At 57.0% G+C, this 24,671-nt stretch carries 20 protein-coding genes; 13 read left to right on the top strand and 7 right to left on the bottom strand.

All coding sequences use genetic code 11. The annotated features are described in order from the left end of the window. Positions 1–2: 2 nt before the first annotated feature. Both AAFM46_RS08740 and AAFM46_RS08735 read right to left on the bottom strand, forming a co-directional pair. Complete coding sequence (locus tag AAFM46_RS08740) at positions 3–836, bottom strand: aldo/keto reductase (protein ID WP_343317436.1); 834 nt, start codon at positions 834–836, stop codon at positions 3–5. Between the two features lie 71 nt (positions 837–907). After that, on the bottom strand, positions 908–1,918 hold the full coding sequence (locus AAFM46_RS08735) for a sugar-binding domain-containing protein (RefSeq protein ID WP_283527259.1): 1,011 nt from the start codon (positions 1,916–1,918) through the stop codon (positions 908–910). 119 nt (positions 1,919–2,037) lie between these two features. Here AAFM46_RS08735 and AAFM46_RS08730 point away from each other — a divergent pair, with 119 nt between their 5' ends. The 8 genes from AAFM46_RS08730 to holA all read left to right on the top strand — a co-directional run bounded on the left by AAFM46_RS08730 (position 2,038) and on the right by holA (position 14,164). Then, positions 2,038–3,813 carry a glycerol-3-phosphate dehydrogenase/oxidase gene (locus AAFM46_RS08730; RefSeq protein WP_343317435.1) on the top strand — a complete coding sequence of 592 codons (1,776 nt, stop codon included), beginning with the start codon at positions 2,038–2,040 and terminating at the stop codon, positions 3,811–3,813. Positions 3,814–3,895: 82 nt separating this feature from the next. Further along, positions 3,896–4,636, top strand: a complete 741-nt coding sequence (locus AAFM46_RS08725; RefSeq protein WP_283527255.1) for an MIP/aquaporin family protein — start codon at positions 3,896–3,898, stop codon at positions 4,634–4,636. A 50-nt stretch (positions 4,637–4,686) separates the two neighbouring features. Further along, a complete protein-coding gene (glpK, locus tag AAFM46_RS08720; protein WP_343317434.1) occupies positions 4,687–6,201 on the top strand; it encodes a glycerol kinase GlpK in 1,515 nt (504 codons plus the stop codon). 249 nt (positions 6,202–6,450) lie between these two features. After that, a complete protein-coding gene (gene leuS / locus AAFM46_RS08715; protein ID WP_343317433.1) occupies positions 6,451–8,976 on the top strand; it encodes a leucine--tRNA ligase in 2,526 nt (841 codons plus the stop codon). A gap of 96 nt (positions 8,977–9,072) precedes the next feature. Further along, the gene (locus AAFM46_RS08710; RefSeq protein ID WP_343317432.1) at positions 9,073–10,095 is read left to right on the top strand and encodes a DegV family protein; all 1,023 of its coding nucleotides are present in this window, start codon (positions 9,073–9,075) and stop codon (positions 10,093–10,095) included. A 104-nt stretch (positions 10,096–10,199) separates the two neighbouring features. Then, positions 10,200–11,126, top strand: coding sequence for a ComEA family DNA-binding protein (locus AAFM46_RS08705; RefSeq protein ID WP_343317431.1), 927 nt, complete (start codon positions 10,200–10,202; stop codon positions 11,124–11,126). 61 nt (positions 11,127–11,187) lie between these two features. Next, positions 11,188–13,044 (top strand): ComEC/Rec2 family competence protein, encoded by a 1,857-nt coding sequence (locus AAFM46_RS08700; RefSeq protein ID WP_343317430.1) that lies wholly within the window; start codon positions 11,188–11,190, stop codon positions 13,042–13,044. Between the two features lie 94 nt (positions 13,045–13,138). After that, complete coding sequence (holA, locus tag AAFM46_RS08695; protein WP_343317429.1) at positions 13,139–14,164, top strand: DNA polymerase III subunit delta; 1,026 nt, start codon at positions 13,139–13,141, stop codon at positions 14,162–14,164. A gap of 157 nt (positions 14,165–14,321) precedes the next feature. Here the strand turns inward: holA and rpsT are convergent, their stop codons facing one another. Together rpsT and AAFM46_RS08685 are read right to left on the bottom strand one after the other, a co-directional pair. After that, positions 14,322–14,582 (bottom strand): 30S ribosomal protein S20, encoded by a 261-nt coding sequence (gene rpsT / locus AAFM46_RS08690; protein WP_283527239.1) that lies wholly within the window; start codon positions 14,580–14,582, stop codon positions 14,322–14,324. 179 nt (positions 14,583–14,761) lie between these two features. Continuing rightward, the gene (locus AAFM46_RS08685) at positions 14,762–15,337 is read right to left on the bottom strand and encodes a type II toxin-antitoxin system PemK/MazF family toxin (protein ID WP_283527237.1); all 576 of its coding nucleotides are present in this window, start codon (positions 15,335–15,337) and stop codon (positions 14,762–14,764) included. 242 nt (positions 15,338–15,579) lie between these two features. On the opposite strand from AAFM46_RS08685, the gene lepA reads away from it, so the two are divergent. Further along, the gene (lepA, locus tag AAFM46_RS08680; RefSeq protein WP_283527235.1) at positions 15,580–17,436 is read left to right on the top strand and encodes a translation elongation factor 4; all 1,857 of its coding nucleotides are present in this window, start codon (positions 15,580–15,582) and stop codon (positions 17,434–17,436) included. Next, positions 17,433–18,662: a radical SAM family heme chaperone HemW gene (hemW, locus tag AAFM46_RS08675; RefSeq protein ID WP_283527233.1), complete on the top strand. Its 1,230-nt coding sequence runs from the start codon at positions 17,433–17,435 to the stop codon at positions 18,660–18,662. Before lepA ends, hemW begins: the two co-directional genes overlap by 4 nt. Before the next feature lie 31 nt (positions 18,663–18,693). Here the strand turns inward: hemW and AAFM46_RS08670 are convergent, their stop codons facing one another. Continuing rightward, entirely contained in the window at positions 18,694–19,086 is a 393-nt protein-coding gene (locus AAFM46_RS08670; protein WP_343317428.1) for a DUF4870 domain-containing protein, read from the bottom strand. Positions 19,087–19,154: 68 nt separating this feature from the next. Then, the gene (locus tag AAFM46_RS08665; RefSeq protein ID WP_283527228.1) at positions 19,155–20,003 is read right to left on the bottom strand and encodes a DUF3097 domain-containing protein; all 849 of its coding nucleotides are present in this window, start codon (positions 20,001–20,003) and stop codon (positions 19,155–19,157) included. A 269-nt stretch (positions 20,004–20,272) separates the two neighbouring features. Here AAFM46_RS08665 and hrcA point away from each other — a divergent pair, with 269 nt between their 5' ends. Genes hrcA through AAFM46_RS08650 form a run of 3 tightly spaced genes read left to right on the top strand, consistent with a single transcriptional unit; the run spans position 20,273 to position 23,255 of the window. Continuing rightward, complete coding sequence (gene hrcA / locus AAFM46_RS08660) at positions 20,273–21,286, top strand: heat-inducible transcriptional repressor HrcA (RefSeq protein WP_283527227.1); 1,014 nt, start codon at positions 20,273–20,275, stop codon at positions 21,284–21,286. Between the two features lie 34 nt (positions 21,287–21,320). Next, complete coding sequence (gene dnaJ / locus AAFM46_RS08655; protein WP_283527225.1) at positions 21,321–22,466, top strand: molecular chaperone DnaJ; 1,146 nt, start codon at positions 21,321–21,323, stop codon at positions 22,464–22,466. Between the two features lie 6 nt (positions 22,467–22,472). Further along, positions 22,473–23,255, top strand: coding sequence for a 16S rRNA (uracil(1498)-N(3))-methyltransferase (locus tag AAFM46_RS08650; protein ID WP_343317427.1), 783 nt, complete (start codon positions 22,473–22,475; stop codon positions 23,253–23,255). A 184-nt stretch (positions 23,256–23,439) separates the two neighbouring features. Here the strand turns inward: AAFM46_RS08650 and AAFM46_RS08645 are convergent, their stop codons facing one another. Next, positions 23,440–24,447 (bottom strand): GerMN domain-containing protein, encoded by a 1,008-nt coding sequence (locus AAFM46_RS08645; RefSeq protein ID WP_283527221.1) that lies wholly within the window; start codon positions 24,445–24,447, stop codon positions 23,440–23,442. Between the last annotated feature and the right edge of the window lie 224 nt (positions 24,448–24,671).

The raw sequence follows: 24,671 nt of genomic DNA, 5'->3' as shown, positions 1-24,671 counted from the left end.
GGCTAGTTGACCTCGCTCGGGTGGGAGCCAGCGCGTTGGCCCTTGTCCATGGCATTAATCCGGGACATCTCCGACGCGTCGAGAATAAAGTCAAAGACGGCCAAATTCTCTGCAATTCGTTGCGCCGAACTTGCTTTGGGGATCACTAGATGTCCGGATTGAACATGCCAGCGCAACACAATTTGGGCAACCGAGCGGCCGTGCAGTCCAGCAATCTCAAGCAGCACAGGATCGTCCAGGATGGTGCCTCGGGATAGTGGGCTCCACGCCTGAGTGGCAATCCCGAGTTCAGCGTGAACTGCGCGTAATTTAGTCTGGGTCAGCCAAGGATGCAGCTCAATTTGGTTCACTGCTGGAACAACGTCCACAGCCTCAAGGAGCTGACGCAGGTGGGGTTCTTCAAAGTTACTCACCCCAATGGCCCGCACGCGCCCTTGGTGGTACAGGGTTTCAAGTGCTTTGTAGGTGGGGATGAACAGGTCTTGGGCTGGGCAGGGCCAATGGATCAGGTACATATCCAAATAATCCAGTCCCAGACGCTCCATGCTTGACGCAAATGCGGCAAGCGTTGAGGCATAGCCTTGCTCCGTGTTCCACACTTTGGAGGTGACAAAAAGTTCTTCTCGAGGAGTCCCGGCCGCTATGGAGTGATTGATAGCCGCCCCCACACCCTCCTCGTTGCCATACAGCGCGGCCGTATCCACCGTCCGGTACCCGGCATCCAGCGCGGTCGAGACCAGGTCCAGGCACTCTTCGGCAGGCACTTTGTAGACACCATAGCCAAGGACATCGATTTTGACGCCGTTGTTGAGCTCATATTTGGGGGAGAGTTGCATACGCGCAACTTTACCTATCCGCGGGCGCCAGCGCTCAGTGCCGCGCGGCCAATACTTGCAGCTGTTGCTGCTCAGAGACCGTCCAGTCCGTTGAGGAAGCCAAAGATCGGGTCCGTTGCGTGACTGTCTTGCTCTACTAATTCCCGGGCTGTGCCCTCATCCAAAATCAGGTCAGTGGCAAGTCCGGCTGCGAGCGCCCCGCGCAGGCCAGTGATCTTTTTGCGTCCAGAGACTACGCAGATACGACGGCGGACCTTGCGCAGGGTGTCAAGGCTAGGTCCGCTCGAGCGATCGTTGAGCACAATGCCGTCATCGCTCCCATCCGAGCGGAAGAAGACTGTCGCCACATCGCCCGCCACACCACTGGCTTCAAGGGCGTCCAGGTCAGTGGAGTCAAGGTAGCCACCGGAGTACACATGACTGGGAATTTCAGCGTCCATGGAGCCGACACCAAAGATAGCGATCGTCATGCGGTCTTGTAAGTCGAGAATGCGTTGGACACTGCGTTCTTGCCACATCATGTTTTTTGTCTCGGCTTGGTCAAAGAAGGCAGGCACAGGAAATTGTTCAACTTTCGCTCCGTAGGCCGTGCCGAAGCGGCGGACGATCTCAGAAGCGTACGTGATGCCAGAGGTCTGTGTGTTCCCTGCACCGTTCAACTGGACAATGGTGGTGCCGTGGGTTGTTTTCCGTGTCAGGTGTCGGCTGACAGTGCTGACGGTTGATCCCCACGCCACACCTATCACAGCGTTGGAGTCAACTAATGGACCAATGGTGCGTGCAGCTTGCATGCTGACACGCTCAAGCACCTCCACCTCGTTGAGCATGTCCGATACTGGAACAACATGCACCTCCACTTTGTGGCGCTTACGGATCACACGCTCCAACTCCGGAGCCCTATCTGAGGGTGTCTTGATTTGGACCTGCACAAGTCCTGTTTCACGAGCAGTAGAAAGCAGCCTGGAAACGGTTGACCGCGAGGTGCGAAGTTCACGGGCAATGGCATCCATTGTTTGATCCTGCAAGTAGTACATTTGTGCAGCGCGGAGGGCATCTTGCTGTTTTGTTCGCTTCACAGGCATGTGATCTGCGTCCTTTCTGCACGTTCGTGCAGACGTGTTGACTATATTTTCCATTTATTCAAACAATAGTGGGAACAGGCGCTAAACGCGCAACACAACGGGACTCGAACGAGGTCAAAATGAGTATCGTCGGCAGCAGTGGCAAGAATCAAGAATCCCAGGACCAGCACCCCGTAGTTCGTGCAGAAGTGGAGGCGCTGAAGAAGCGCCCGCACGCTCAGGTTTTGATCATTGGCGGCGGCATCAATGGTGTTGGCACGTTCCGTGATTTGGCACTGCAAGGTATTGATGTTGCGCTCGTTGAACGGGGAGACTTCTGCCAAGGAGCCTCCGGCGCCTCTTCCCATATGATCCACGGCGGTATCCGTTACCTTGAAAATGGTGAATTCCGTCTTGTGAAGGAATCTGTCGAAGAGCGCAACGGGTTGCTGAAGATCGCACCGCATTACGTTAAGCCGTTGCAGACAACCATCCCCATCTTCAGCACCTTCTCAGGGATTCTAAGCGCCCCCATTCGCTTCCTAACTCACAAGCAGGGCAAGCCTCAGGAGCGTGGAGCCTTCCTAATCAAGGCGGGCCTAACACTTTATGACGCGTTCTCTCGCGACGGTGGGACCGTCCCTCGGCACGAATTCAAGGGCCGGAAGAAGGCTCTTGCCGAGCTTCCCCAGCTGCCGGCGAACCTGAAGTACGCAGCAACTTACTACGACGCGTCTGTGCACAACCCGGAACGACTCACCCTTGACGTCCTGCAAGACGGGGAGAAGGCCGGAACGGCAGCGGACGGTACCGAGCACGCCCGTGCCAGCAACTACGTTGGTGTCACTGCAGTTAATGACAAGGGTGTGGAAGTTACCGATCAGCTGACAGGTGAGACGTTTACGTTCACAGCTGACGTCATTGTCAACACCACTGGTGCTTGGGTTGATATGACCAACAGCGCCATGGGCAACGCCTCTCGTTTCATGGGCGGTACTAAAGGCTCGCACATTGTGCTGGACCACCCGGGTCTGCTGGCCGCCTGCAACGGACGTGAAATATTCTTTGAGCACACTGATGGCCGCATAGTTCTGATCTACCCCATGGGTGACCGAGTTCTCGTGGGGACAACAGATGTTGATGCGGATATGACCAAGGATGCTGTCTGCACAGAAACTGAAATCGATTACTTCTTCGACCTGATTGGCCATGTCTTCCCCAGGGTCCTGGTGACCCGCGATGACATCGTCTATAGCTTCTCGGGTGTTCGCCCACTACCTCGCCACGATGAAACAGCGCCGGGCTTCGTGTCCCGCGACTACCGCATTGAGCGAGCAGAGCGCACCATTGGCGGTTCATCGGTGCCCGTCTTGAGCCTGGTTGGCGGTAAGTGGACAACCTTCCGTGCCCTGTCCGAGCACATGGCCAATGACGTACTGGCCATTCTGGGGACTGCTCGGAAAACTTCCACAGCCAAGCTACCCATCGGTGGCGGCGTGAACTTCCCCGCAACCAGTGAGGGCGTTGAAGCCTGGATTGCCTCGCACACCAGCGGATCAGTCGACGTGGCCCGATCAGGGGTATTGCTGACCCGTTACGGCACCCGTGCCGAAGAGGTGTTGGCTTTCTTGAACGACGGTGAAGACACGGTGTTTGACTCAACGGATGAGCTCAGCGACCGCGAAGTGCTCTTCATGGTTGAGAACGAACAAATTGGACACCTCATCGATGTCATGATCCGCCGCACCTCTCTGGCGTTCCGTGGTCTTGTCACCAGTGAACTACTGGCAGAGACGGCGGCAGCCCTTGCCAAGCCGCTGGGCTGGAACAAAGAGAAGGTAGCACAGGAAATTGATCATGCCATCGACGTGCTGGCGCGTTTCCACGGTGTCCAGGTAGAAAGCTTGATTGCCTAAGCCCCTAGGGCGAAGGGGGCTCAAGAGGGCCAGTCAATACGGGCTGGCCCTTTCATGTAAAAATAACCAGTTGGAGTCAAAGATGTCTCTTGGAATAGTGTTCGCGTCCGAAGTGATGGGAACCATGATGCTCACCCTGTTGGGTTGCGGTGTCGTTGCAAACGTTGCACTGAAAGGAACCAAGGGTAATTCCGGCGGTTTTCTTCTCGTCAACTGGGGCTGGGGCTTGGCCGTGTTCGCAGGTGTATTTGTTGCCGCGAAGTCAGGCGCCCACCTCAACCCGGCAGTCACGATTGGTCTCCTGGCCAACGGCAAAGCCGAGTACGCCCCGGATGTGGCAGTAACGTTCGCATCTACCATGACCTACTTCGGTGGCGAAATGGTTGGTGCCATTATCGGTGCGGTGTTCTGCTACATCGCCTACAAGCAGCACTTCGATAGCGAACCGGATGCAGCCACCAAACTGGGCGTATTCTCCACAGGTCCTGCCATCCGCAGCTACGGCTGGAACGTTGCCACTGAAGTCATCGGTACCTTCGTTCTTGTATTTGTTATCCTTCACTTCTCAAATGGCCCAGCCGAACTTGGCGCGTTGCCGGTGGCCTTGCTGGTTGTTGGAATCGGTGCTTCACTCGGTGGACCTACCGGTTACGCCATCAACCCTGCTCGTGACCTTGGCCCGCGTATTGCCCACGCATTGCTGCCCATCAAGGGCAAGGGCTCAAGTGACTGGAGCTACGCCTGGGTACCGGTTGTAGGACCGATGATTGGCGGAGCTTTGGGTGGCGGTGTGGCAGCAGCGCTGCCGCTGGTAGTGGGCTAATCCACTCACCAATGTGTTCTTAAAACGAATCACGAGCAAAGGAAACAATGATGTCTCAGTATGTAATTGCCATTGATCAAGGAACTACCAGCAGCCGTGCCATTGTGTTTGACCACGACGGGAACATTGTTTCCACGGGCCAGCTTGAACACGAGCAGATTTTCCCCAAGGCCGGCTGGGTTGAGCACAACGCGACAGAGATCTGGAACAATATTCGCGAAGTGATTGGTACTGCGTTGGCACAAGCCAACTTGACCCGTCACGACATTGTCGGAGTTGGCATCACCAACCAGCGTGAAACCGCGGTTGTTTGGGACAAGAACACTGGCATTCCCGTATACAACGCCATCGTGTGGCAGGACACCCGCACCCAGCCGATCGTTGATGAACTGGCTGCCGACGGTGGCGTTGAGCGTTTCAAGTCCAAGGTTGGCTTGCCACTGGCTACCTACTTCTCAGGTACCAAGATCAAGTGGATCCTTGACAACGTTGAGGGTGCCCGCGCCAAGGCAGAAGCTGGGGATCTCCTCTTCGGCAACACCGATAGCTGGGTCACGTGGAACCTGACCGGTGGCATTGATGGGGGTGTGCACATCACCGATGTCACCAATGCATCACGCACACTGTTCATGGATCTGGAAACGCTGCAGTGGGACGAAGAGATTCTCGAGATCTTTGGTGTTCCGAAGTCAATGATGCCTGCCATCAAGTCATCCTCTGAGGTTTATGGCCACGTCCACGGCAGCCAGCTGCTGCGCGAAGTTCCCGTAGCCGGCATCCTTGGCGATCAGCAGGCTGCCACCTTCGGTCAGGCGGCGTTCAAGACTGGTGAAGCCAAGAACACTTATGGCACGGGTTGCTTCCTGATCTTCAACACGGGCGAGGAAATTGTCCACTCGAAGAACGGCCTGCTCACCACGCTTGGCTACAAGCTTGGCGATGCTGCCCCGCACTACGCACTTGAAGGTTCAATCGCCGTCACCGGGTCCCTGATCCAGTGGTTGCGTGACAACATCGGGATGATAAAGTCTGCACCTGAAGTTGAGGAGTTGGCTGCGGCAGTAGAGGACAACGGTGGCGTTTACATTGTCCCCGCGTTCTCCGGTCTGTTTGCACCGTACTGGCGTTCAGATGCTCGCGGCGCCATTGTTGGCCTCACCCGCTTTGTGAACAAAAACCATATTGCCCGGGCTGCGCTGGAAGCAACAGCATTCCAGACGCGCGAAGTACTTGATGCCGTCAATGCTGACTCTGGTGTTGACCTGACTGAGTTGAAGGTCGACGGCGGAATGGTCGCCAACGACGCGCTCATGCAGTTCCAGGCTGATATTCTCGGCGTTCCGGTGATCCGTCCCAAGGTCACCGAGACCACGGCTCTGGGTGCTGCCTATGCAGCTGGCCTGGCTGTTGGTTTCTGGAAAGACCTCGGCGAGCTGTCCTCGAACTGGTCTGAAGATAAGCGTTGGGAGCCGAACATGGAATCATCTGAGCGTGACCGTCAGATGCGTCTCTGGAAGAAGGCTGTCACCAAGTCCATGGACTGGGTTGACGAAGACGTGAAGTAACAAGCACCAAGTAGCACCCCAACCTCGCATCTGCGCATGGTTGAGATCGAATATGGCGCAGCAGTGCTTGCTGCGCCATATTCGTCGTTAACGGTGTGCAGGCGCGCTGGTCAACTTTGAAGGTGCGGTAAAGTAAGGGTGTGCACAAACTTCTCCTCCTTAGCTAACCGCAACAAGTGTTGCGGTGCGCCCCTTGCTACGTCGAGGGGCTTTTGCGTGTAAAGGGCCGGAAAGTGCAATAAGCCATAGATGAATGAAAAGGCAGGGTACGTGAGCGTGCAGTCCCAGACTGAAGAGAACAGCGAAGAGGGCGTCTACAGTTTCACCTCGATGGAAGCCAAATGGCCGGCCGTCTGGGATGAACTGAACGTTTTTGCTCCACTTGATGACGGATCCAAGGAACGCCGCTACGTCCTGGATATGTTCCCGTATCCTTCCGGGGACCTGCATATGGGCCATGCTGAAGCGTTCGCCATGGGCGACGTTGTTTCACGCTACTGGCGTCAGCTGGGCTACGACGTCCTGCACCCGATCGGTTGGGACTCTTTTGGGTTGCCTGCCGAGAATGCTGCGATTAAACGCAATGCCCACCCCAGCGAGTGGACGTATGCAAACATTGACACGCAGGCCGAGTCGTTCAAGCGTTATGCCATCTCGGTTGATTGGTCACGGCGGCTACAGACCTCTGACCCGGAGTACTACCGGTGGACCCAGTGGTTGTTTAAACGCTTTCATGAGCGTGGACTGGCGTATAGGAAGAACTCACCCGTTAACTGGTGCCCCAAGGACCAGACGGTCCTAGCTAACGAACAAGTTGTCGGTGGTGCCTGTGAGCGCTGCGGCACAGTTGTGACTAAGAAGTCCCTGAACCAGTGGTATTTCAAGATCACTGATTACGCCGATCGACTCTTGGATGACATGGACGCGCTGAAGGGGCACTGGCCTGACCGTGTCCTGGCTATGCAGAAAAACTGGATTGGCCGCTCCGAAGGCGCTCACGTCACATTTTTGATTGAAGCTGCGGGGGAGCAGAAACCTGAGCAGGAACTGAAAGTTTTTACCACCCGTCCGGACACCCTCTACGGGGCAACGTTCTTTGTGGTTGCAGCTGATGCTCCGTTGGCTCTGGATCTTGTCACGGCCGAGAACGCTGAGGCATTGAGCGAATACCGTGAACAAGTCAAGGCACTTAGTGACATTGAGCGCCAGTCAACGGAACGCCCGAAGTCCGGCGTGTTCACTGGCCGCTACGCTATTAACCCGCTCACGGGTGAAAAGCTGCCGGTGTGGGCGGCTGATTACGTCCTAGCTGATTACGGCACGGGCGCCATTATGGCCGTTCCCGCACACGACCAGCGTGACCTGGACTTCGCTAAGGCCTTCAAATTGCCAGTGCGGGCAGTCTTGGACACAGGCATGGAAGATCCCGCTGAAAGTGGCATCGCCAGCACGGGTGAGGGTACCTTGATGAATTCCGGGGAGCTCAGCGGGCTCTCGAAGTCTGAGGCCATCCCCGCGGCAATTGAAATTTTGGAGAAACTGGGCACGGGTGAGAAGTTTGTGAACTTCCGTCTTCGCGACTGGTTGCTCTCACGCCAGCGTTTCTGGGGCACCCCGATTCCCATCATTCATTGTGCCGCTTGCGGTGAGGTCCCGGTTCCTGACGAGCAACTACCTGTCCGCCTGCCGGAGAACCTGCGCGGCGAGGACCTCTCACCCAAGGGCACCTCCCCGCTGGCGGCTGCCACGGATTGGGTCAACGTTGCTTGCCCCACGTGCGGCGGGGCAGCCAAGCGTGACACCGACACAATGGATACTTTTGTTGATTCCTCCTGGTACTTCTTGCGTTTTGTCTCACCGCAGTTCACGCAGGGCCCCTTCGATCCGGCCAAGGTCAATGACTGGATGCCGGTTGGTCAGTACGTCGGCGGTGTTGAGCACGCCATTTTGCATCTGCTGTACGCCCGCTTCTTCACCAAGGTCATCCACGACATGGGCATGTTGGAGGCCACCGAGCCTTTCAGTGCCCTGTTGAACCAGGGGCAGGTGCTGAACGGGGGCAAAGCCATGAGTAAGTCCCTAGGCAACGGGGTTGATCTGGGCGAGCAGCTGGATAAATACGGGGTCGACGCCGTCCGCCTCACCATGGTCTTTGCCGGTCCGCCCGAGGACGACGTCGATTGGGCGGATGTTTCGCCGTCGGGCTCGGCGAAGTTCCTGGCACGGGCTTGGCGTTTGGGTAACGATGTTAACAGCGAGCCCGGCGCCGATGTATTGGCTGGCGACGCCTCCTTGCGGTCTCTGACCCACAGGACCGTCCACGAGTCCAAGGCACTCCTTGAAGGACACAAATTCAATGTTGTGGTCGCCAAGATCATGGAATTGGTAAATGCTACACGCAAGGTCATTGATTCCGGTGCTGGTGCGTTGGATCCCGCGGTGCGAGAGGCTGCAGAAGCTGTCGCTATTATTCTGAGTCTCTTCGCGCCGTACACCGCAGAAGACATGTGGAGTGCTCTTGGCCATCCAGCCTCGGTAGCGAACGCTGGCTTCCCAGCTGTCGATGAGTCACTTCTGGTGCAGGCGAGCATTACCGCCGTTGTGCAAATCCAAGGCAAGGTCCGCGAGCGTTTGGAAGTGTCACCTGATATCTCTGAAGATGATCTGCGCGAGTTGGCGTTGGCATCGCCGGTTGTACAAAAGGTTCTTGACGGCCGTGGAATCCGCACAGTGATCGTTCGTGCGCCTAAGCTGGTCAATATCGTTCCTGCCTAGCGGGGAGAGCCACTGCTTGTTAGTGCCTTCCCTGCCAGAGGCAGGGAAGGCACTTTTGTCAGGAACGCCCAAGGACTGTTTAAGGGAAGGGAAGCTGTGACTACGAAAACGCCAGCAGGTGCGTGGCTGCTCCAACATCTCCAACGTCTCCTTCCCAAAACCATCGGGCAAACACCGGATGCCGATGAGACTCCAGGACCACCGCGGCCGGCAATCGCCATCGTCACTGATTCGGCTGCAGCGCTGCCTCCTGAGTGGGTACTTAAGTTTGCCGAGAACGGGTACCTGAACGTGGTGCCTATGCCGGTTATTATTGGCGAGAATGTTTATTCAGACGATGATGCAGAACTGGAAACGCATATTTCGCTGGCTTTGGCTGCGGGCAAGTCAGTGAAAACATCGAGGCCATCGCCCGGGCAGTTCGAGCGCGCGTACAAGGCCGCCGCTGACGCAGGCTTTGACGCGGTGGTGTCGTTGCATATTTCAACCAAACTTTCGGGTACCTTCGATGCCGCCCAGATAGGTGCTGACCGCGTCCAGATCCCTGTCCACGTCGTTGACTCTGGGACTGTGGGAATGGGACAGGGCAGAGGTGTCCAGGCAGCACTTTCTGCCGCTGCCCACGGTGCGGGGGCGGATGAGGTTGTGGCCGCTGCCCATGCGGCGGTGGTGGGAACGTCAGTCTATTTTTACGTTCCTAGTTTGGAGCAGCTTCGTCGAGGTGGACGGATCAGTATGGCATCTTCATGGCTGGGAACAGTTTTGGATATCAAACCGATCCTGGGGATAAGGGACGGCGCCGTGGTCCCCTTGGAAAAAGTGCGCTCTGCGGCGAGAGCCATCGCTCGATTGGAAGCATTGGCAGCTGGGAATATCGCGGCAAGGGGGGATGAAGCCACCCAGATTAGCGTCCACTATTTTGGCAACGAGATCCAGGGCCGAAAACTCGGGGATTCTTTGGCGGTACGCTTTCCCGGTTTGGCTGCTGTGACTCTCACGCGTCTGCCCGCAGTACTGGCCGCCCATGCAGGCCTTGGCGTACTAGTTGTGGTTGTTGCGGACGCTCCTGCCGCCCCGGACATCCAGAACCCCGACTATCCATTAGCCGGTCTGCACTAACCTTTTCCTCCACAGCGGCGCACAAAATATGAGTTACGCACAGATTTAGGACAGATCAAGTAAAGCACCGCCGGGGTGGGCGATCCTCGGCCTACCGTTAGCCTATGGGTAGTTCCAACGACGACTTCAATACGCGATCAACCGGGCCTGAGAACACTGGCCGCGGTGAGTCTAACTCGCCTGGGCCTTTGCCCAGAAACACCGCGCATGTTGTTGGCGCACGCTTGCCCTTGCGGGGACCCAGATGGGTAATTTCTCTGCGTGCCATAGTAGTGGTGTTGGCCATGATGGCTGCCACCCTGGGGATACTGTGGATTGAATCGGCCGGGGTGCAGGTAGCCTCCGCCGAATTATCTACTGAACATGGCGGCAAAGTCGCGGTCCCTGCCATGGATGGCCCAGCCCCTGTGAGTTCAGAAGAGTCATTGAACGCGGCTAAAGCATCAGCTGGAGCAAGTGCGTCGATTCCAGCTACTGGTGCCGGAGCTGACGCCGCATCAACGCCCGGGGCACCTTTAGGATTAGACGTACAGCAGACGCAGAATTCTCTCGTGGTCCACGTTGTCGGCGCAGTCAAGAATCCGGGAGTTTTCGTACTGGAGCAGGGCAAGAGAATTTTCCAGGCTTTGGGTGCTGCCGGCGGGGCTCTCCCCACGGCCGAGTTGTCTGCCTTGAACCTGGCAGCGCCCTTAATAGACGGTATGCAGATTCTCGTTCTGACGCAAGAGCAGGCGGCCAGCATGCCTGCACAGCCGGGGGTGGCGGAACTGCCAGAAACTGCTCATGTGCCGGGAGCAGTAGGACAGCCTCTCGGCAACCCAGGGGTGGGCAGTGCCCCACTGCTAAACCTCAACACCGCTACGGCAGCAGAATTTGACGAATTGCCCGGTATTGGGCCGGTGCTGGCTGACAGGATAGTGGCTTGGCGCACAGATCACGGACGCTATTCCTCTGTAGATGCTTTGGACGCCGTGAGTGGGATTGGGGCCAAATTGCTGGCGGGGCTTCGGGATTTGGTGACAGTGTCATGACCGCGCATCGCGGGAATACTGCGGCGCAGCCACATGGGCTTAGCCATAAGAGCCGTGCAGCATGAGGGAGCGGGAGCCGCGGTGGGCGCGTTTTACCAAAGCTGCTGTGGGAGATGTAGGTTCCGAACCGGCAAAAAGACGTCGTTGGCGCCTGCGCCGGCACGTTGAAGACCTGAAGCGTAAGCTGGCTGCTGCCCATACAGAGCAAGCCGCAGCGGAACCAACACACCGTGCAGACATCAGATTATTGCCTGCGGTGGTGGCTGCTTGGGCAACAGCGGCCATCGCCATCGCAGCGCCGGTGAGCATCCTCCTGGTATGGGTGATCGTTTTAGGTGGCGGAATGCTGGTCAGCACAAGTGTTCAATGGCTGGTGCGGAACGGCTCGCGAGGCAACGGTCCAAAGCTCAGTCGTACGGACCGCCGCCCGAACGGATGGAGGGTACCCGTTGCCTTCGTTGCTGCATCCGGACCCACTGTACTGCTTGCTGGCCTGTGCATCTTCGCCGTGCTTCTGTCTGCGGGTTTAAGGATCTACACTGCCGCCAACTCTCCACTTGAACTGGCGGTCTCAGACGGTTCTGATTGGGTGCTCACTCTTGAGGTGGGAACAACTCCGAGAACGCTGGACTCGGCCAACGGCCCACCGATTGTTACCTTTGACGCATTCGTTGTTCGCGCCAGTGCCCATCAACGCGTACTTACCGGCAGAATGACTGTCAGAGTCATGGCAGATACAAGCTGGGCGCAACTAAAACCAGGGGATCGGGCGGATACAGCTGGAAGAATTGCTCCTGCGCAGGCGCGCGTGAAAGTCTCTGGAATCCTGCACCCTACAACGGGGCCACAGTCACAGGCGGCTGCCAAAGGTTGGGCCCAACGTTCGCTCGCCGCCATTCGGAAAGCGTGGGTATCGGCGGTTCACGGTGTCTGGGATACCCATTCAAAAGACACTGCCGGACTCCTGCCCGGTATGGTCATGGGTGACCGAGGCGGTATGAACAGCGAGCTCAACGACGCCATGAAAACCGTGGGATTGACACATCTGACCGCCGTCAGCGGCGCAAACTGCACACTCGTATTGGCCTCGCTGATGCTTGCCTTGCGTTCTATGCGAACGCCTCAACTCCTTGCTATAGGTGTCTCCGGTGCGGGACTTCTGGTGTTCGTTTTGCTGGTTGGACCTGATCCCAGTGTGTTGCGGGCTGCCGTTATGGGTGCCATGGGAGCCATGGCTATCTTGAGTGGTCGGCCAAAACGTGTTGGTGCCCTGCTATCGGCAAGTATTCTGGTGCTGATTCTGGCTGATCCGTGGCTTGCCGTGGACTATGCGTTCATCCTGTCAGTGCTGGCTACCTTGGGGCTACATCTGGTTGGCCGACGCTGTGTGGGTTGGCTTTCGGTGCTGATGCCGCTCTGGCTTGCCCAGGCAGTGGCTATTCCACTTTCCGCACAACTGTTCTGTGCACCTGTCATTGTCCTTCTGCAGGCTCGGCTCACGCCGTACACTATTCCTGCCAACATGCTTGCCGCCCCTGTTGTGGCCCTGGTGACGACTGTGGGAACCCTGGGCATGGTCAGCGCGGCTATATTGCCACCAGTGGGTGCGCTGTGTGCTGCCATTAGTGGATCGGGCGCTTGGTGGGTTGGTTGGGTGGCGCGCACAATGTCAGCCCTGCCGGCAGCCAGTCTTCCTTGGCCGGAAGGTCCACAGGGAGTGATCCTCATGGCAGTTTTGAACATGGCAGTATTGGCCTGTTTGTTTAGTATTGTCCAGACGCAGCGAGTAGCGGTTCTTCAAACGAGACTACTGGGTTGTATTGATCATTTTGTGCCAAAACGATTTGTTTTTGGAGTATTGGTGACCCTCGTTGCGGCAACAACAGCGTGGTGGACAGCAGCTGTTCTTCGGTTGTGAACAGGGCGCGGATATACTGCAAGGGCGGATAGGGAATACTGCGCAGGGGTGGCAGAGTAGACGCTGTGAATACAGCATGGACAGGAACATACCAGTGAGCCCAGCACCGAGAGCAACCCAAGGAGCTAGAACCACACAGCGCTCCACAAATAGTGCTGATTGGCGAGACGTTCCGCTAGCACCAGTGGTGCTACTCTTTGGTCCCGAAGATTTTATTGCTAGTCGGGCTGTGGATGATGTGCGCAAGAAATTACGGGAGAAAAACCCGGAGTTGGAACTGACCTCCCTTGATGCCGCTCATTACACAGCCGGTCAGCTGGGCATGGTTGCCAGCCCATCACTGTTTAGCGAACCGAAATTAATCGAAGTGGGTGCACTTGCCACCATGAATGATGATTTTCTGCTGGATGCCCTGACATACATCAAGGACCCCGCTCCGGACGTTACGCTTGTGCTAGCCCATGGTGGGGGTACTCGCGGTAAGAAACTCTTGGACGCCTTGAAAGTTGTGGGTGCTACCCGGATCGAATGCCAGCCGTTGAAGAAGGACGCGGAAAAGACCCAATTTGTCAGTGCAGAGTTCTCCCTTGCCCGGAGGCGGATCGACGCCCAAGCCGTTCGTGGATTGGTTGCAGCAGTTGGAGCAAGTCTGTCCGAGCTGGCTGCCGCGTGCTCACAGCTGATTGCCGATACTACGGGGACGGTCAGCACCGACGACGTCGATAAGTATTACGGTGGCCGGGTAGAAGCAACTGCGTTCCGCGTGGCAGACGCGGCCCTGGCTGGCAATGCCCCCGTTGCCTTGTCAACGCTGAGGCACGCACTGGCAACAGGCGTGGATCCCGTTCCCTTGGTGGGTGCCCTGGCAATGAAGGTGCGCCAGGTTGCCAAGGTGTTTTCACTGCGGGGTAGTTCGGCCCAGTTGGCCCGGGACCTCGGCATGTCTCCCTGGCAGGTGGATTCGGCCCGTCGGGATGCAGGACACTGGAGCGGTGCGGCTTTGATAACTGCCATCAAGGTTTTGGCCGAAGCCGACGCCCAGGTTAAGGGCGCAGCAAAGGATCCGGTGTATGCGGTGGAACATGCTGTGACAGTCATCGCCACGGCGGCGCGTCCCTAGCCTGTGGGCCCTAGCCTGTGGGCCCTAGCCTGTTGGCCCCAGCCTTTGAGTACTCGCCTGTGAGTGCTCTCCTGTTAGAACTGACCCGCTAAACACGAAGGGACCCCACCAAATGGTGGGGTCCCTTCGTCAGCGTTGCGAAGCAGATCAGCTTCTCTTAGATGGCGTTAACCTTCTTGGAGATGGCTGACTTGCGGTTGGCAGCATTGTTAGCGTGCAAGACGCCTTTGCCGACAGCCTTGTCCAGCTTGCGGCCTGCATTCACCAGTGCAGCCGTAGCTGCATCCTTATCGCCAGCGGCCACGGCAGTGTTAACTGCGCGGATGGCGGTCTTGACTCCTGAGCGGACCGCAAGATTGCGCTGACGCGCCTTCTCGTTAGTGAGGATGCGCTTCTTCTGGGACTTAATATTAGCCACGTTGTTTAACTCTCTTTTGATACGTAAATTCGGTCGTAGAGGGCGTAGCTTGACCGTTGACAGCGGCGTGGGGATGCTCGAATTATGGTGAACGTCAGGTCAAGCTGTTGTGTCCGCCGACCTGCACGAACACACACAGTGATAAATCTTATCAGATTCCCGTGCTGTATCCGTCTTGCTTACTTCCAACCGTGCTGCTTTCTCAGAGCAGAGGCCACCACGGCAAAACGTTTAGCGTCAAGGATCGCCCCCTCGCGGCGCATGTCGGCTGGGGAGACCTGCAGGATCCGATCCAACTTCACTTCGCTGGGCCGGCCTTGTTTATCCCAGGCGCCGGTACCAATGTCAATGTAATCCAAGTCGGCGCGCCGGTCATTGCTGTGATCCTTGCTGGTGAGCATGAGTGCCAGTAGTCGCTTTCCAGATTTGCCAACTACCAAGACTGGCCTGTCTTTGCCTTGGTTGTAATCCTCCTCATACGGTACCCATGTCCATACGATCTCTCCGGGGTCAGCAGCGCCGTCAATTTCGGGGGAGTAGCTTACGGTGGAGCTTCCATTGAAATCTCCTGGATATGGTGCACTAAGTCCAGTGAAAACACCGTTCGACGCCGAAGGCGCCGCCTGCTTGACCCTTGGCGTGGTGCGTCTAGAGCTGCTTGGCTTGCCGCTGGGAGGCAATGATTTGCCGGGCTTTAACAGTGAGCCCGTCAGTGAACGGAGGAGACGGAAAATGCGCTCGGATGTGGTTGGCATGGTTTCTACAGTATCGACAAGAGAGCCTCTTTGGGCTGAACTGGGAGCGTATCTTGCAGTGATGACGCATAATCGCACGTGAACCGGTGGCTTGGCTTGGCCCGTCAGTTCTGTGCCCGGCACGTATTCATGGCAGACTTGATGGCAATGAGTGTCCGACGTGGAACGTGCGGACGCAACCTCCTGCACGGTTCGGTGATTCCACCGCTGTCCCTGCGCTCACGCAACAGTAAGGAACACTAGTGTCACCCATGGCCCGCACTGCCCCGGTGCCCGCCGCGACCGATCCGGCGATCATCAGGAATTTCTGCATCATCGCGCACATTGACCACGGTAAATCAACCCTGGCCGATCGGATGCTCCAGCTCACCGGAGTGGTTCAGCAGCGTGACATGAAGGCGCAATATCTTGACCGCATGGACATTGAGCGCGAACGCGGCATCACCATCAAGTCCCAAGCAGTGCGCATCCCATGGGAAGTGGACGGTACGGCCTATTGCCTGAATATGATCGACACCCCTGGACACGTTGACTTCACCTACGAAGTATCGCGTTCGTTGGCTGCGTGTGAAGGTGCCATTTTACTTGTGGATGCTGCGCAAGGCATCGAGGCCCAGACTTTGGCGAACCTATACCTGGCCATGGAGAACAACCTCACGATCATTCCGGTTTTGAACAAAATTGATCTGCCTGCCGCGCAGCCAGAAAAGTATGCGTTGGAACTGGCGAATCTCATTGGTGGAAAACCCGAAGACGTGTTGATGGTCTCAGGTAAAACCGGGGTCGGCGTTGAGGCCCTGCTGGATCTTATTGTTCGGGACTTACCAGCTCCCGTGGGTGACCCCGATGCTCCGGCACGGGCCATGATTTTCGACTCGGTCTATGACACTTACCGTGGCGTTGTCACGTATGTTCGAGTCATCGATGGCAGCCTGAGTCCGCGCGAGAAAATCCAGATGATGTCCACACGTGCTACGCACGAACTCCTGGAAATTGGTGTCAGCTCACCGGAACCGAAACCTTCCAAGGGCTTGGGCGTTGGCGAAGTGGGGTACCTCATTACTGGTGTGAAAGATGTGCGCCTATCTAAGGTGGGCGACACCGTTACTACGTTCCACAAGCCGGCAACGCAATCGTTGCCTGGTTATCAGGAAGCCAAACCCATGGTGTTCTCGGGTTTATACCCCATGGACGGCACAGATTATCCGGTGCTGCGGGATGCACTTGAGAAGCTCATGCTCAATGATGCTGCCCTCATCTATGAACCGGAAACCTCCGCGGCTCTTGGTTTTGGGTTCCGAGTTGGTTTCCTTGGCTTGCTGCACTTGGAAATCACCCGTGAACGTCTTGAGCGCGAACACAACCTGGATTTGATCTCGACTGCTCCGAACGTGGAGTACGAGGTAACTCTTGAGGATAAGAAACTAGTCCATGTGACGAACCCCAGCGAATACCCGGCAGGGAAAATTGCTGAAGTACGCGAACCGATGGTGGCGGCCACCATTCTGGCCCCAACGGAATTTGTTGGTGCGATCATGGAGCTGTGCCAGAGTCGCCGTGGCATCCTCGGCGGCATGGACTACCTCTCCGAGGATCGCGTTGAAATCCGGTACAGACTGCCACTGGCCGAGATCGTGTTTGATTTCTTTGATATTTTAAAGTCCAAAACTCGTGGATATGGCTCGCTGGACTGGAAGGCCGACGGCGATCAGGCCGCCGATCTGGTCAAGGTAGACATTCTGTTGCAGGGCGAGCAGGTCGATGCTTTTAGTGCCATCACTCACCGAGATAAGGCGTATGCCTACGGTGTCATGATGACGGGGAAACTACGTGAGCTCATCCCTCGTCAGCAGTTCGAGGTGCCAATTCAGGCGGCCATTGGAGCGCGCATCATCGCCCGGGAAAGTATCCGGGCCATCCGAAAGGACGTCTTGGCCAAATGTTACGGCGGCGACATCTCGCGTAAGCGCAAACTGCTTGAAAAGCAGAAGGAAGGCAAGAAACGCATGAAGATGGTGGGCCGTGTTGAGGTTCCCCAGGAAGCGTTCATTGCCGCACTGACAACTGCCGAAGCACCCAAGGACAAGTCAAAGAAGTGACACCCAGCGCTTTACCCCTCGGAGACCCTGCTCCGGCCGACGGGATCCTGCCCGCGCAAGCTGCCGTCGGCGTGCAGAATCGCAAGTTCAGTTTGTACGCGCACATACCCTTTTGCGCTGTGCGCTGCGGTTACTGCGATTTCAACACCTATACGGCTACGGAATTGGGTGGGGGAGCCTCGCAAGATGCGTACGCAGCCACTGCCGTGCGTGAGGTGGAGTTCGCGGCTCTTGCCATGGCCGCTTCCGGAATGCCGCAGCGCAAGCTGAGCACAGTCTTCTTTGGCGGGGGCACACCTACTCTTTTACCCGCTGGTGACCTCACCCGGGTACTGAATTCCGCCGTCGCACGCTGGGGGCTTGAGGCAGGCGCGGAGGTGACTACCGAAGCCAACCCGGATTCTGTTACCAGGGAGTCCTTGCAGGAACTGTTCGACGGCGGATTCACCAGAGTCTCTTTCGGCATGCAATCTGCTGTGCCCCATGTTTTGAAGGTGCTGGACCGCACACACAAACCGGAGCGAGTCCCGCAGGCAGTCGCCTGGGCGCGTGAGGTGGGGCTGAAGGTCAGCGTGGACTTGATTTATGGCACGCCGGGGGAGTCAGTCGCGGATTGGGAAACCTCGGTACGCACAGCGTTGAGTTATTGCCCTGACCATATTTCCGCCTACTCACTTATCGTTGAAGAGGGCACCAAGCTCGCAGCCCAGATACGTCGCGGGCAGGTACCAAACATTGACGACGACGATCACGCCATCAAGTATGAACTTGCTGACGCCCTGTTTCAGGAAGCCGGAATGTCCTGGTACGAGGTCAGTAATTGGTCAAGAACCCCGGAAGATGCTTGCCAGCACAATCTGGCCTACTGGCGTGGTGATGACTGGTGGGGAATTGGACCCGGAGCGCACTCACACATGGGTGGCGTGCGTTGGTGGAATGTCAAGCATCCAACCGCCTATGCGACTAGGTTGGATGCAGGGGAATCCCCTGCTGCCGGCCGGGAAACTCTCGATGCGCAGACGCGCGAGGTTGAACGGATTATGCTGGTTTCGCGATTAGTGGAAGGTCTGGAGATCAAGACATTGTCTGCTTCGGCACGCAAAGCTGTTGCGGGACTCATCGCGCAGGAGCTGGTAGATCCGATTAAAGCGTTTGCCGGGACACTTGTGCTCACCCTGAAGGGACGTCTCTTGGGTGACGCTGTCACGAGGGCGTTGCTGGACTAGCGATTTCCTACACCGCTAATTGCCAGAGGACCTATTTGAGTAGACGAAGGTTCATTGAGTAGCGGTACGGCTGGCCCTTGTTGACATGGATTGCACCGATGACTGAGAAGACTGTCAGGGCTGCCCATACAAGGAGAGCTAGTAGGGCGAAGATGGTACCCACTGATGGGTTGAACATTGAAAACACCAGGGCCAAGATGTTCAAGAAGACGGCTGCAATTGTGGGTGGCAACGTGAAGTTCAGAGCTTCAAAAGATTCTTGTGCAGTAAACCGGCCACGGGGGCCAAAGACCTTGTAGATCAAAAATGATGGAATGCAGCCAAGGATGCCGCCGCAGTGGGCCAAGAAAGCCCACTGCCTATCTTCTGACGGCGTGAGCGGCCGTTCGCGGACAGCATCGGTTTGGTTATCCGGTTGACTCACAATGACAAGCCTTTCAACATACTAAAAAAGCGGGCGATACCAAGGCTTGTAGGAAATAGGCCTCAGCACTAGGGTACCGGTGCCGTTAGGAAATCTATGACTTCTTCAACGCGTCCCAGCAGCGAAGGTTCCAGGTCTGAGTAGGAATTCACTTTGGAGAGTAATCGCTGCCAGCCAAGCCCAACGTCTTCGGCGGTTGTGTGGGGCCAGCCGAAGGCTTTGAGGATTCCTAGCTTCCACTCCATTGTTCTCGGGACTACAGGCCAGGCGGGAATGCCCAGGGTCGATGGTTTGATGGCCTGCCACACGTCGACATAAGGGTGACCAACAACTAAGACGTTGGCGGCCATTCGTGGAACTTTCATGAGATTTCCCACAATGCGGGTTTCTTTGGATCCGGGCACCAGATGGTCAACCAAGATACCGAGCCGACGGTTGGGCCCAGGGGAAAATTCGGCGACAGCGCCTGTTAAATCGTCAATGCCTCGCAGCGGTTCCACCACAATGCCTTCAACTCGAAGATCATCACCCCATACCTTCTCAACCAGTTCGGCGTCGTGCTTACCTTCAACCCAAATGCGGCTGGCCTTGGCAACTTTCGCTCGGGTATCAGCAACTTTAACGGAGCCCGAAGCCGTTCGCAGCGCCGCTTTGGGCGCGTTGATCACCGGTGCAATGAGTTCAATGGGCTCACCCTCAAGCAAAAATCCGAAACCAAGGGGGAAAGCGCGGATCTTTTCTCGTCTGTCGGCAAGTTCGACAATGTGCATGCCACCGGATTTCTCAAGCCGAACCACCGCCCCAACCCAGCCGGAGGGCACTTCCTCCACAACCAGCCCCGAGCGAGCCTCAACTCGGCGTAAGATGCGCGCGGGCGGTGGGCTGAGGTCTTGGGGGCCCCACTGGTTGTAATGCACAAAAAACCCTAACTCTCGACGTTCAATGCAACGCTCATGGCGAACGCTGCTCGCTGAAAACCCATGCTATCCGGTGGAAGTGCACCAATTCGAGCATTGGTGGAGGTTGCGGCCATTTGTGGGTCAGCGTAAAAGTATTAGAATTGGCACTTGGATGTCTAGAGTGCCAACGTTGAAGACGTGGTCCCTGCTTCCGCAACAAACAGCAGGGTCTACACGACCAACAAACAGCAGGGTCTAGACGGCCAGCAAACAGGGAGGTGATGGGTATGAGCGAACCACGTAAGTTAGAGGTCCTTCGGGCGATCGTTGAAGATTATGTGCATACACGCGAGCCCGTCGGCTCCAAGGCCTTGGTTGAAAGGCACCAGCTGGGTGTTTCAAGCGCCACCATCCGCAACGACATGGCGGCCTTGGAAGAAGAGGGCTTGATTGCAGCACCGCACACAAGTTCCGGACGAATCCCCACTGACAAGGGGTACAGGCTCTTCGTTGATCAGCTTTCCTCGGTAAAGCCACTCTCCGCTGCTGAGCGTCGAGCGATATCTGTCCTGCTTGAAGGCTCAACGGATTTGGATGACGTGCTGGAGCGAACGGTGCGTGCGCTGGCGCATCTGACTAACCAAGTTGCCGTTGTCCAGTATCCCCGTTCGGCCGCAGCCACTGTCCGTCATATTGAGTTTGTTGCCCTTGCCGCGAGCCAGGTGCTTGTTGTGCTGATTCTGGCCTCGGGAAAAGTGGAGCAAAACGTGATCGACGTCGGGAGTTGTCTTGACGATGCGAGCCTGGCACAGCTGCGGCAGGCGTTTCTGCTAAGCCTCAACGGCTTGGCAGTAGCGAAGATCCCAGCCGTGGCGATAAAAATTCCTGCGACTGTACCGCGTGCCGAACAAGGCCCGGCGGCGAGGCTCGCACAGGGCTTGGTCCTCTTGGCTCAAAACGCCCGCGAAGACAGGATCGTGATGGCGGGCACGGCCAACCTGGCCCGATCAAACAATGACTTCCCACTGAGTATTGGTCCTGTCCTTGACGCCTTGGAGGAACAAGTGGTGTTACTGCGACTCCTTGAGGCTATGGCACAGGACACCTTAGGAATGGCGGTTGTCATTGGCCGCGAGAACCCCCATGATTCCCTGTCTGAAGCCTCCGTCGTGGCAAGCATTTACGGCCCCGGCGAAAGCGCCAAGCTGGGTGTGGTTGGACCTACCCGGATGGATTACCCCAACACCATGTCAAGTGTGCGAGCAGTAGCGCAGTACCTGTCTAGAATTCTGGCCGGCTAAACGGCCACCGTTTCCACGTAAAGAGAGCAACATTTTGAGTAATCACTACGACGCATTGGGCGTTGCCCGCGACGCAACAGCCGAAGAAATCAAAAAGGCCTACCGCAAGCTGGCACGCAAACTTCATCCGGACGTCAACGACGCCCCGGACGCTCAGGACAGCTTCAAGGCAGTGACCCATGCCTATGAGGTCCTTTCCGACCCGCAAAAGCGACGTGTCTATGACACCACCGGCAACGAAAACGGCAATGACAACGGCGGTGGTGGAGGTAACTTTGGCGGCGAGGGGTTCGCCTTCCAAGACATCTTTGAAACCTTCTTTGGAGGCGGCGGAGGCGGCGGTGGAGGCGGTGGCCGGGGCCCGGCATCACGTATGCGCCGTGGCCAAGATGCCCTCATCACGGTACGTGTTGAACTGCGCGAAGCCGTGTTTGGCGTCAATAAGAAACTTGAAATTGACACTGCCATCACGTGCCCCACCTGCGATGGCAGCTGCTGCCGCAAAGGTACCTCACCCACCACCTGCGATGTCTGCCACGGCAGCGGCCAGATCCAGCGACCCATGCGCTCCATTTTGGGTAATGTCATGACCCTGGCAACCTGCAATTCCTGCCAGGGTTTTGGCACCATGATCATTGACCCCTGTAATGAATGCATGGGAGAAGGTCGTGTCCGCAACCGCCGCTCCTTCACCATAAAGGTTCCGGCCGGAGTTAGCACCGGCACACGTATTCAGCTTGGCGGCCAGGGCGAAGCAGGACCTGCCGGTGGACCGGCCGGTGACCTGTATGTGGAGATGAAGGTCAATAATGACCCCGCATTCCTACGCGACGGCGATGACCTGCACGCCACACTCAGTGTCCCCATGACAGCTGCGGCTTTGGGCACAGAGCTCAGCTTTGAAACGTTCGACGGCGAACAACCAGTCAGCATCAAGCCGGGCACACAAGCCGGCGAAGTGGTTAATTTGCGCGGTCTAGGTGTCACACATCTGCGTGGGTTCGGTCGAGGCGATCTGAAGGTCCATGTGCATGTTGAAACGCCCACCAAACCGGATGCAGCCCAGGAAGAGCTACTAAAGCAACTGGCCGCCTTGCGCGGAGAAACGTACAGCGAAGGCAAACTAGTCACAAGTGGCGGCATGTTCGCCAAACTGCGTGATAAGTTCGGCAGTCTCTAAGCGGCCATGAGTAACCCGGTCTTTTACGCTGCCCCAGAGTCAATTGGCGCGCTATGCCCCGGCGCCCGATTTTCCCTGGACGGTGCTGAAGGACGCCACGCGGCAACTGTCAAACGGCTCAGCATTGGTGAGCCGGTTGACGTGTGCGACGGCGCAGGGTTGCGTTTGACCTGCACCGTCACCAACGCCGAAAAAGGCATCCTGACGGTGCAGGTGGAAGCTGTTTTGCCTGAGCAAAAACCAGCCGTCGAATTCACTCTTGTCCAGGCTCTGGCCAAGGGCGACAGAGATGAATTGGCCATTGAAATGGCCACAGAGTTGGGGATCGATGCAGTTGTGCCGTGGCAGGCGGAGCGATCCATTGTGCGCTGGAAAATGGACAAAGCCGTCAAGGGGCCGGAGAAATGGCGTCAAGTCGTGGTTGCTGCCGCCAAACAAGCCAGACGAGCTACTGTGCCACGTGTGGGAGAACTGGCAGGAACCGCGGCCGTATGTGAACATATTCAAGGAGCTGACCTTGCATTAGTCCTACACGAGGACGCCGTAGATTCGGTGGCGACGCGTGCCCACGAGTGGTTACTAGCCAACCCAGACGCGAAGAGCACTGTGGCTCGGCAATACTCTGTGTTGCTGATAGTAGGGCCGGAAGGCGGCATGAGCGCCGCCGAGGTCGAAGCATTCGTTGCCGCCGGTGCCAGGCGAGCACTCCTGGGCAAGCATGTGCTGCGCTCCTCCACAGCTGGACCCGCCGCCGTCGTACTTTTAAGCCAAGAACTGGGCCGCTGGTAGTCCCCGGTTGCTCCCACAGTTCGCCAGCTCACTGCGGGGCCCTCGCAACCGTGGGCCCACCCGGCACGTTCCACAGTTCGCCAGCTCACTGCGGGGCCCTCGCAACCGTGGGCCCACCCGGCGCCTGCCACAGTTCGCCAGCTCACTGCACTGTCTAAAGGACGACTGCGGGGCCCTCAGATAATTATTTGGGGGAGGGCTCCACGATGGAGACCCTTTTGCTGTCAATACCTACCTTTTGACCTGGGAGTGAAGGGTCAGCAATGTACACCGAGAGTTGGTAGCTGCCGGGCGGTGGGGCAATGTTGAAGCTGAACTCACCCAATTCCTTGGCACCCGCTGGAATGGACACTGTCCCGTTCAAATACTGTTCACCGACTTTGCCGTCCGAGAATCGGTCAAGTGACCACAAGAGGGCTCCGGTGGGTGAGACGCCCTGACCGCTGACTTTCAGAGGCAGACTCTTGTGCGTAGCACCGTCAGCTGGGTCAATAATCCAGACAGGTGCCAGAAATGTCGCCTTGCGAGTGAGTGGACGATCCAGGAGCACCTGACCAAAAGCCTTATAACCAGTGTGTCCGTCAACGAGGACAGAAACCTGTATGGAGCTATCGGTGTCGACGAGGCCGGCCATTGCAGCGGCGGCCGTAGCTGTATAGATCAACTGTGAAATTGAGCGCTCAGCCAGACCTTGATCCGCTTTTTTAGCGAAAGCATCAGCCGATATATCAATGGTGATGATGTTTTTTGCCGAAATGGAGGCACCAAGCCTGGAGGGACTGTTCCAAAGTGAAAAGTAATCAGGGTCGTGGGGTTGGCTGCCCATCATTGTTCGCAACGCTGTCACCAGCGGATCGTCTGTGGGCTGAGCGGGAAAAAACTCGCGGTACAAGAAAACGTCGTCATTGCTATGGCCGAGCCAGTACACGGGCAATGTCTGGGCGGCTATCGCTGTTTCAAGCGGCGCACTTGTTACACGCCCGGACGCGGTTGAAGCATTCGTTGTAGGCATCGTCGCGTCGTGCTGTTGCGCTTCGTTGGGCGTGCAACCGACAAGGGCCAGTGAGAGTGAGAGCCCAATAATGGCGATTCTGTCTACGATCCGCATGCGCGCCATCGAGCGGCGCTGCCGGCAGGCAGGACCAGCACAGGCGCCGGGGCGCCCTGAAGGTGCGGGGAAGAAGGCAGACATGTTGAAACGCTCTCGTTAATCTTGAGTGTTAAAGGCAGCCGGTTGTTCCCGGCGCCACAATGTTCTTGGTAGTTCCAAGCTTCCCCACAAGACTTTGAACCTTTCTCAGCTTGGCACAGCAAGTTCTCCAGATGCCCTTAAAAAAGGGTTAGCGCAGGAACTGAAACCGTATCGAAACACTTCCCGTGGCATATGGCACAAAGATGTGCCCTCGGCATAACTGC

Source organism: Arthrobacter sp. TMP15 (assembly GCF_039529835.1).
GTDB lineage: Bacteria > Actinomycetota > Actinomycetes > Actinomycetales > Micrococcaceae > Specibacter.
This window is presented reverse-complemented; position numbering and strand designations above follow the sequence as displayed.